The following is a 9,304-nucleotide window of genomic DNA, read 5'->3' as shown; positions in this document are numbered from 1 at the left end:
GCTTCGTCCATGCGAAGACCCTGGCCGTAGATGACACCACCGCATCCGTTGGAACTGCGAATGTTGATCACAGAAGCTTCCGCCTTAATTTTGAGGTGAACGCCTTCTTATATGATCAAAAAACAACTGCAGAATTGCGTCTGGCTTTTGAAAACGATATGCAGCTTGCAGAAGAACTGACATTGGAAGATTACCAAGAGCGCTCTGTAACGATTAAAGTAAAAGAGTCCATTTCACGTTTGATATCACCTGTTTTATAGATTGCGAGAAAAGTGGAGTGGAGTTGGTAGCTTAGATGCCAGTCTGTCACTCGGAAGATTTGGTGTACGCTGCAGACCCTCCTCCCTAGTGAATTGCCGCTGAAGGCGCAGCACGTTCTGAACCATGCAGGGTGAGCAATTAAGCAATGCGCTTCCACTATGCAGATGAAATAGATAATTTACAAAATAAACAATAAATCAGCATAGGATATTATAAAAAGAGTGTCAGCCCCTATTCTCTAAAGAAAGACTGACACTCCTTAATACCACTTACCTTACCTTTCTACAAATTCTTAATCTTATCCCAATCTTCCTGAAACTGTTCCATCCCCGCATCTGTCATGGTGTTATGAAGCATTTTTTCGAAATTGGCATATGAAATGGTTAAGGCATCAATGCCATTTTTCGATAAGTCCACCAAATGCTGTGAGTTTCTGATGCTGGCCCCAATAATTTTCGTATAAAAACCGAGATTTTCATATGCTTGCTTAACATCATTAATAAATTGGATGCTGGAACCCCCAGCATCATCAATCCTCCCTAAATAAGGACTGATGTAGGTCGCACCTGCTTTGGCAGCAAAAATAGCTTGTGGAATCGAATAAACCAATGTCGCATTCGTTTCTATTCCTTTTTGGGAAACCCGTCTGATGCCTTCTAAGTTTTCAAGTGTAAAAGGGAATTTAATGACAACCTTATTATGGCACATATTCGCAACCTTGGTTGCCTCTTCAACAGACTCATCTGCTGTGAATCCTGTTACCTGATACCAGATTTTCCCGCTCAGCTTTCTGTCAATCTCTTGAATCAATTCAAATGGCGGGCGTTCTTCCTTGGATAGGATAGTTGGATTGGTGGTGACTCCGTCCATGAATCCAAGTTTGTTTACAATATCGATATGCTTTAAGTTGGCGGTATCTAAATACAGTTCCATTCAATACATCCCTTTCAAAAATATGATAAAGCAATTAGCCTCGTGACTTACCACCGGAAATGTTAATCGTCGTACCCGTGATGTAACTGGAATGGTCTGAAACCAGATAGTTTGCCAGATCAGCGATTTCATCCAGTTGGCCAACCCGGCCTAATGGAATCGAGGTTGCATAGTTCGTTCCCAATTCTTCGACACCGACGTTTCTGGTGTAAGCCAACGCTTCATTATAGGAATCCGTGGTTAAACCGGTTTTCTCATTGATGCCCGGTGCCACGCCAACAACACGAATATTATATTTACCAAGCTCTTTTGCCCATGATCGTGTAAGACCATTCAGCGCCCCTTTAGTTGCTGAATAGCAGCTTTGACCTGAAGAACCTTCCATGCCGGCCTCGGAAGTCATATTAACAATGACGCCACTTTCCTGTTTAACCATATGTCTGCTGACTGCCTGTGCGCACAGGAATGGTCCCTTAACGTTGACTCCGGTCATGAAATCAAAATCAGACTCATCCAGTTCGTATTTTGGCTGCTCACCTTTCACATCCACCAGAAGTCTCGGGAGGTTCACACCGGCATTATTGACCAATGCATCCACTCTGCCAAATTGCTCAACCGTATAATTGACCATTGCTTCAACACTTTCTTTATTCGTTACATCACATTTAACGGTATAAGAACCATTTTCATGTTCACCGTTTTCAACGTTTAAATCTGCAACAACAACGTTGGCATTATTATCCAACAGCCGTTGTACAATGTGCTTGCCAATGCCTGAATTTCCACCGGTTACAATCACAATTTTTTGGTTCAGGTCAATCCATGATGTATTCATAATCCAAACTCCAATCTCTATTTTTTCCTATAATCATCAAGAAAGAAAAGCCGCATAAAACGACTTTATCTTTCTACTTTGATGACATCTCCAATGGTCACTTGGTTGATGTCTTTATTTTCGAGTGACAAGGTGCCGGGCAATTCAGCTTCTTCGGCACTATCGAAGCGTAATGTGATATGCCCTAAGTTTTCAAGGTTTTCATTAACCGCACTGCCGACAGCAGTCACTGCATAGGCTTTTTCGCCGATGATAAAGCTGTCCCCCACTTTGATATTACCACGAAGATCATTTTCTGAGTGCAGAATACAAAACTCCGCAAGTTCCTGAGGAGCGTTATCTTTGAACAAGATCAACATACCTTGATCGAGAAATTCAGTTACAGATTCACCCAATTTATTAACTTTTGTTTGATAAATGACTTCACTCATTATTCATCATCCTTTTCTAAGATTCATACATGCCAAAGCTAGCTAACCATGCAATAAACACTGTTGGTGCCCCTGTTAAGAAGCGTCCATACAACACGGCAGGAACACCGACCTCCACTGTTTCCGGTTCCGCCTCAGCCAATCCAAGCCCTACTGGCACAAAATCTGCTGCAGCTTGGGAGTTAATGGCAAAAACGGCTGGCAGGGCGTATTGGGGAGGAATATTCCCTTTCCCAATTTCAACACCGATTAATGAACCGATAACTTGTGCAATAACCGCCCCAGGCCCAAGAAATGGAGACAATAGTGGAAAAGAAACAATCGCTGACAATAGAATCAGACCCCATATACTGCCCGCTAACGGTGAAAGGAAATTCGCAAATAAATCACCTATCCCAGATTCCGTAATGATACCAATCAGCATCGCAACAAATGCCATAAATGGTAAGATTGTTTTGATGACTGTATCAACGGCTTCACGACCGGCTTGATAGAAAACACCTACAACGTTACCTACCGATTGGCCAATCCGAGCCATCAAATTCGGCTTCTGTTGTTCACTCACCTTTTGTGAGGCGTTATATTTTCTTTCTGTCGTTTCCTCAGCTTGCGGATATTCCTGCTGCTCTTCTGTTTCTCCAACTGATTCCTGTGCGGGTGATTCGGCTGATTCATCTGCTTCAGCCCGGGAGACATTGTCTGTTTTAACTGCGGATACATAAATATCTTCTTTAATAAAATCAGCCATTGGCCCGCTCGGACCGGTAGCTTTCAAATTAATGGTATAAATTCGCTTTTTTGGATAAATTCCAGCTCTTAATGTACCGCCGCAATCAATAATGACACAAGCGATTTCATCTTCAGGCACACTCGTATTAAAACCGTCCACCAGTTCACCACCGCTTATTTCTGCGATCTTTCTGGCTACCTCAGACATTGTACCACCAGTGATGTTAACAATCTTGTTTTTCTGTTCATCTACTGGAATGGTCAATGGTCCGCCAAATCCTCCTGAGCCAGCATGTACGATAATTGACTTATATTCCGCCATTTACGAAGCACCCTTTTCTGTATTCAACGTTTTAGGAAGTTTAACTTTTTGCTGTTTCTCAACATAGGTGACACATAAGTCGGTAATCCATCCTCTGAACATGTTCGTTACAACACCTACCAATAAATAACGCAGGGCCAGATCGGTCGTTTCGAACCCAAGTTCAGTGATACCTGCTGCTACACCCAGGAAAACAAATAGTTCAGCCGGATTAACGTGCGGGAACAAACCATTCATTGAGTGACAGGAATAGCTTGCTGCTGCATAATAACCTGGCTTAAATTTTTCCGGCAAAAACCTTCCAAGTGACAATGTCATCGGGTTGAGCAAGAAAAATGTTCCAACAAATGGCAAAACCATATATCTAAGCAAGATATTTTTGGATGAAGCCATTGCTAGCTTATTGATTCGTTCTTCCCCGACCAAATGAACGACGGAGTTCATGGCTACCAATAATACAAGAAGCAATGGAACAATATCTTTTACAAAACTGACAAATTGTTCGCCGCCTGCTTCAAAAAGGCCTATAAAGCCTTCTGCTACACTTACAATTGCATCCATCGTAACGCCTCCTTATGATTTACTGAAACTTGAAACTAACTTACCGAACGGACTCTTGGATGGCGGGATTTCTTCACCTTTAGATACTTTCTTATACACCTCAACAGCCTCATCAAACGCCTTTTTGCTAAAACGATCCATTTTGTTATAAACCACTTTGTCTATATAGAGAAGGTCCTGCCCCTCCAGTATTGAATAATCTTTAAACCTGGCCAGAATCGTGACGCCTTGCATTTTCTTTGCCGTTCTGATTCTTCTCTTATTGTCAAGGGACATCAGCAGGACAACCCCCGACCGAAATATTCCTTTTGACCGTCCAATTGAGACTTTACCCTGAGACCTTAATTCGTTATAATGTTTGTTAAAATTTTTAATTTGCGTTGATCCCAATAATGTCTGCAGAATCCAAGCAACCATAATACCGGCCATTATAAGCAGAATTTCCATGTCACCCCTCCTCAATCAATCTTTTAATCTCAAAAGCTGTTTCCTCGTCCGTCACCAGCGTATTAATGAAATTTCCCCGCATTGCGCCAATGATAGACTTAGCCTTTTCTTTTGAATATGCAATCCCAATCGAGTAACGCAGGTTTTGTAACTTTTCCAGCTTAACTGCAATCGTCCTTTCCGAAATCGGTGAGGCAATGGATTCACCACCCAGCGTGTAAAACCGTGAGCATATGTCGCCAATTGTATGATGTGCCTCCAACTCCTTCTGATCCTTCTGACCAAGAAATCCGGACCAGATCAAGTTTGATGATTTTAACTGTGTTCCGATCCCTACAATTGCCACAGACAATTGCTCCCAAAGATCAAGAATTTTATTCATATAATTTGAGTTAAGTATTTCCTGAGCCGTTTCTTTCGATTGATGCACCGCTGCAGCATCAATAAAATGCGATTCGCCGTTAAAAGCCTGTGCAAGTTTGTACACAATGGCGTTCACATGGAAGTCGACTTCCATTTCACCGGGACCGCCCACAAGCGGTACACACGTTACATTTTTGGAATTCAGATCATGAAGCTGATTCACTGTCGTACCCAAGGTGGTCCCCCACGCTGAACCAATCGTATCGTCATCTCTAATGACACGATTTAATAACTTGGTGGTCGCCTTGCCTACCTCTTCGTTGCCGGAACGATTGTCGTTTTCACTTGAAGGGACAATAATAACTTCCTTCATATCGAAATGCTCCGAGATTTCTTCCTCTAATTGAATTTGTTCATTCAATTGGCTTTGTACTGTGATTTTTACAATACCTTCTTTACGTGCCTTTTTGAGCATCCTGCCTATCGTTGTTCGATAAATACCCAATCTCGATGAAATCTCTGCTTGCGTATAGTCTTCTTCGTAGTATAGTTTTGCTATTTTATAAAGTAAGCGTTCCTCTTCCCGATCCATCTGCCACCTCCTTGATTGCACATATGTGCATTACATGGTCATATGTGCAGTGAAACTGCTTTCATTATAAGTACGTTTCTGTCGAATGTCAACGAAAAATATTTGGTTATTTTCTTTTTATTAAAAATGTAGTAGGATAATAGCTAAATTAAACACAAGAAGGGGACTGTAGCCATCATGATAAAAGGTATTATTTTTGATTTTGACGGATTGATTCTAAACACTGAGACTATTCTATATGAAGCATTGAATGCTATTTTTACAGACCATGGAAGTGAATTGCCGGTTTCTAAATGGCAAGAACAAATCGGAACCCATACCGGTTTTTCACCATTTAGCTACTTGGAAGAATTGACTGGCCATCGTGTTGATCACCAGGACCTTGAAGCGCGTTTGGAAAGCGATCTTCATTCGAGTTTACTGAAGGAGAAGGCACGTCCAGGAGTAGAGGACTATCTGATAACCGCTAAAGAGCTGGGTTTAAAGCTTGGATTGGGTTCCAGTTCCAACTATGAGTGGGTCAGCAAATACTTAAAAAACCTGAATCTATTGCATTACTTTGACTGCATCAGGACCGCTGAGGACGTTGAAGCCGTCAAACCCAATCCCGCTTTATATATACAGGCAGCAAAATGTTTGGGTTTACAAACTGCTGAATGTCTAGTTTTTGAGGATTCGGCAAACGGAGCAATAGCAGCCAAACATGCAGGAGCGAGATGTGTCATCGTTCCTAATGACATCACACGTGATTTGGACTTTTGCCCGGTTGATTACAGACTGGATTCAATGGCTGATAAGGAATTAGAAGCCGTTCTGGACATAGTGAAAGCCAAGGATAAATAATCAAAATTTGTTTAGGGCTAGTTTAATAAAGAGACTCGTGGAATTTCTGTCTAAGGGTTTGAAGAGATACAATTTAGATATCCGGAAAGGCGCAGATTTAATGCGGCTTTCCTCTTTGTATTTATTTTTAACGATTTTTGCGCACAAACTCAGTTTAACCTTAACTGCCAAAAAAATCGGGCATTGGAAGAAAGATGAGACAATTATTGACAAAATTATTGCCCGGGAAATACGATTAATTTACGATTCGACATGTCCAAACATATCAATCCTCATAATGGCTACATTACTTCAGCATGTTCTCTCCATCCAAGGTTTTGCCCCGTTGCTATGATCAAACCCGTTCATCCATTTTTCACTTGACTTTTAGTTAATTATTGGTAATATTGTTTACAAATAAACAAAAGGTTGTGATGTGATGAATCATTATGATATTGATTATGAAAGGCATATCGCAAAGGGGTTTGTTGATGTTATTTCAAACGGACTCGAATCATTTTCCGATTACAAACAAACTGCCGCTGAAGAACCTACAACAAATCATTTAGGACATAAAAGAATGGATGAAATCAATAAATACATGGACAGATATCTGATTAACCTCCAGGAAGAAGGGTTTTTACATCGTGTTATCACGGCTGGACGTTCTCCATATCAGGTATTAATGATTTTTGATACTACAAAGAAAAATTTAATTCTTTTAAAACGAGTAGGTTCAATCGATAGTATACCGAGAAATATGTTTAAATCACCAGGCGATGACATTTCGGAATACATACAAGAATATGCTAAAGTAAATAGGCGATTATCATCCCAACTGGAATTTAAATTCGAAGGGGATGGCAATCTCAACATTTTCGATTACACCCAGCTTGAACAAGAATTTGAATATAACACACTAGTATTCATAACATTTGTTACTGATAGAGAGGAGAATCTTACCGATATTGCGATTGGAGTTCCTGCATTTGATATGAATAGTTGGATAGACCAAAATAAATGGAGCAACTTTATAGAGCTTGGGTTTGAAGAATCTCATTCAGATCCACACGCTGCCAGTGATGATGCATCACAATCCGGGGAAGACAAGTATAAAGATATCCTGAAACGGAAAAACCACGAAAAACACCAGGGTCGCTAATATTTATGAAACATTCAAACGAAAAGGAGTATTACCATGGAAGTGAATCAATTCAACCCTAGTAAATTAAAACAAGCCAGAATTTTCCGTGGTCTCACTATATCTGAATTGGCACATTCGACTAATACAACAAAACAAGCAATATCCCAATATGAACAAGGCAAAATCACACCACGAATAGAAACGATGTTCAAACTTGTCAATAAACTCAATTTCCCCCGTGAATTTTTTTATTCATTTGATAAAGATATAGGATATAACAGTTACACCTTTTTCAGGTCAAAAGTCAATGTAAGTAAAAAACAATTAAATGGCCAGCTGCAAGTAGTCGATTTTTTATTTAACGGACAACAGTTTTTAGAGCAATATATTGAATTTCCAAAGCTAAATATACCCGATGTACCGATTAAGGAATCTTGGGGAAAAGAGGAAATTGAAGAGCTGGCCAAAAACGTAAGAAACTTGTGGAGGATTGGCGGCGAACCAATTCATAATCTCATTTTTGAGTTAGAACGAAACGGCATTTTCATATCCGGCATCTTGACGAATACGCAGGACTTAGATGCCTATAGCCAAAAAAAAGTTATAAATGGGCAGGATTATTGTTTTATGCTTTTAGCTAAAAATAAAAAATCCGCCGTTCGAAGGCAATTCGATGCAGCCCATGAATTTGGTCATTTATTGATGCACAGCTGGATTGAGGAAGATACGGATTTGGAACCTGATGAAAAAAGGCGAATGGAGAAAGAAGCAGACTATTTCGCTTCTGCGCTATTATTGCCAAGGGAAGCATTTATATCCACCATATATAAATCGAAGCTGGAAGAATATGTCCATTTGAAAAAATATTGGATGGTTTCCATCAATGCAATGATTGTACGAAGCTACCACCTGAATTTGATTAAATACACGCAATATCAATACTTACAGAAGCAAATTTCCCGTAAAAAGATGCGAAAAGCAGAACCATATGATAATGTATTACAACCCTCCAATCCAGGAATGTTGAAACAAGCAGTGACTGAATTATTAGATGATGGCACCATTAAACCCATACAAATAATTAAAGAATTAAAAATGTTTCCGGGCTTAATCGAGGAAGTATTAAATCTTAGTCCCGGAACACTAAATGTAAACACAGAGAATAAAAAAACCTTAGAGCTAAAAAGGAAAATTTGATCCAGTGCGTATCTTTCAAAACACATTCATTACATCTTTAGCTTTATACTGTTCCTGTGATCATAAAACAACGAGAGACTGACCTGAAGTTTTCCTTACTGGACAGTCTCTCTGTAATTGTTTTATAATCACTGAATTAATTAGGCACGTTTATGCCGTCATCAGTAATAAATTCGGAACCGCTGATGAACTGGATTTATTTGATGCCCAGGCTGACCGGTTTTTATAATGGGACGCCCTCCTTTATTGGCTCAACGAGTTTTTGAACCTTCAACTTCGATCATTGCTGTTTGAGTAACCACCTGGTGAACTGAGTTGACAAAATCACCATACTCCTCATTTTTCAGACTTTTTGAACTACCTGTCTAAGGAAAGATCCTTACGATCTCAATACACCTTTAATCTTATCCATTTTCGCTTTATCAATGGGTTGTAAGTAACTTCCACCTTCACGTACACCAGAACCAAAGTGCACTTCTTTTGGTTCTGTTTCACTATAAAATTCCTGGAAATTACTCCCATTCAATCCCCCGCCTGGCATGATGTCCAAATGTGTTTGCTTTGCAAGCTGCATTAATTCCCTCATTTTCTGAGGGGCTTCAGGTGCCGGCTGCTGTCCGGCTGACGTTAAAATGCGTTTCACCTGGGGATAACCGGCCAGACATTC

Annotated in this window: 12 protein-coding genes; 4 read left to right on the top strand and 8 right to left on the bottom strand. The window is 40.2% G+C overall.

Annotated features, from left to right (window positions below; translation table 11 throughout):
• A partial coding sequence (locus VK080_RS04615; protein WP_324223596.1) for a phospholipase D-like domain-containing protein occupies positions 1 to 260 on the top strand: 260 nt, incomplete at its 5' end.
• Between the two features lie 283 nt (positions 261 to 543).
• Here VK080_RS04615 and VK080_RS04610 read toward each other — a convergent pair.
• The 7 genes from VK080_RS04610 to VK080_RS04580 all read right to left on the bottom strand — a co-directional run bounded on the left by VK080_RS04610 (position 544) and on the right by VK080_RS04580 (position 5,474).
• Positions 544 to 1,194, bottom strand: coding sequence for a transaldolase family protein (locus tag VK080_RS04610; RefSeq protein ID WP_324223595.1), 651 nt, complete (start codon positions 1,192 to 1,194; stop codon positions 544 to 546).
• 34 nt (positions 1,195 to 1,228) lie between these two features.
• On the bottom strand, positions 1,229 to 2,029 hold the full coding sequence (locus VK080_RS04605; protein ID WP_324223594.1) for an SDR family oxidoreductase: 801 nt from the start codon (positions 2,027 to 2,029) through the stop codon (positions 1,229 to 1,231).
• Between the two features lie 65 nt (positions 2,030 to 2,094).
• Entirely contained in the window at positions 2,095 to 2,460 is a 366-nt protein-coding gene (locus VK080_RS04600) for a PTS glucitol/sorbitol transporter subunit IIA (protein ID WP_324223593.1), read from the bottom strand.
• A gap of 16 nt (positions 2,461 to 2,476) precedes the next feature.
• The gene (gene srlE / locus VK080_RS04595) at positions 2,477 to 3,511 is read right to left on the bottom strand and encodes a PTS glucitol/sorbitol transporter subunit IIB (RefSeq protein WP_324223592.1); all 1,035 of its coding nucleotides are present in this window, start codon (positions 3,509 to 3,511) and stop codon (positions 2,477 to 2,479) included.
• Positions 3,512 to 4,072 carry a PTS glucitol/sorbitol transporter subunit IIC gene (srlA, locus tag VK080_RS04590; protein ID WP_324223591.1) on the bottom strand — a complete coding sequence of 187 codons (561 nt, stop codon included), beginning with the start codon at positions 4,070 to 4,072 and terminating at the stop codon, positions 3,512 to 3,514. It abuts the gene before it with no gap.
• Positions 4,073 to 4,084: 12 nt separating this feature from the next.
• On the bottom strand, positions 4,085 to 4,519 hold the full coding sequence (locus tag VK080_RS04585) for a transcriptional regulator GutM (RefSeq protein ID WP_324223590.1): 435 nt from the start codon (positions 4,517 to 4,519) through the stop codon (positions 4,085 to 4,087).
• Between the two features lies 1 nt (position 4,520).
• A complete protein-coding gene (locus VK080_RS04580; protein ID WP_324223589.1) occupies positions 4,521 to 5,474 on the bottom strand; it encodes a sugar-binding transcriptional regulator in 954 nt (317 codons plus the stop codon).
• A 177-nt stretch (positions 5,475 to 5,651) separates the two neighbouring features.
• Here VK080_RS04580 and VK080_RS04575 point away from each other — a divergent pair, with 177 nt between their 5' ends.
• From VK080_RS04575 to VK080_RS04565, 3 genes are all read left to right on the top strand, one after another.
• On the top strand, positions 5,652 to 6,317 hold the full coding sequence (locus VK080_RS04575) for an HAD family hydrolase (protein ID WP_324223588.1): 666 nt from the start codon (positions 5,652 to 5,654) through the stop codon (positions 6,315 to 6,317).
• Positions 6,318 to 6,735: 418 nt separating this feature from the next.
• The gene (locus tag VK080_RS04570; RefSeq protein ID WP_324223587.1) at positions 6,736 to 7,458 is read left to right on the top strand and encodes a DUF5986 family protein; all 723 of its coding nucleotides are present in this window, start codon (positions 6,736 to 6,738) and stop codon (positions 7,456 to 7,458) included.
• Positions 7,459 to 7,494: 36 nt separating this feature from the next.
• A complete protein-coding gene (locus VK080_RS04565) occupies positions 7,495 to 8,637 on the top strand; it encodes an XRE family transcriptional regulator (protein WP_324223586.1) in 1,143 nt (380 codons plus the stop codon).
• Positions 8,638 to 9,016: 379 nt separating this feature from the next.
• Here VK080_RS04565 and VK080_RS04560 read toward each other — a convergent pair.
• On the bottom strand, positions 9,017 to 9,304 hold a 288-nt coding region (locus VK080_RS04560; RefSeq protein ID WP_324223585.1), incomplete at its 5' end, for a copper homeostasis protein CutC.

The sequence above is a fragment of the Lentibacillus sp. genome, from assembly GCF_035301925.1.
In the GTDB taxonomy this organism is placed as follows: domain Bacteria; phylum Bacillota; class Bacilli; order Bacillales; family Amphibacillaceae; genus Lentibacillus.
This window is presented reverse-complemented; position numbering and strand designations above follow the sequence as displayed.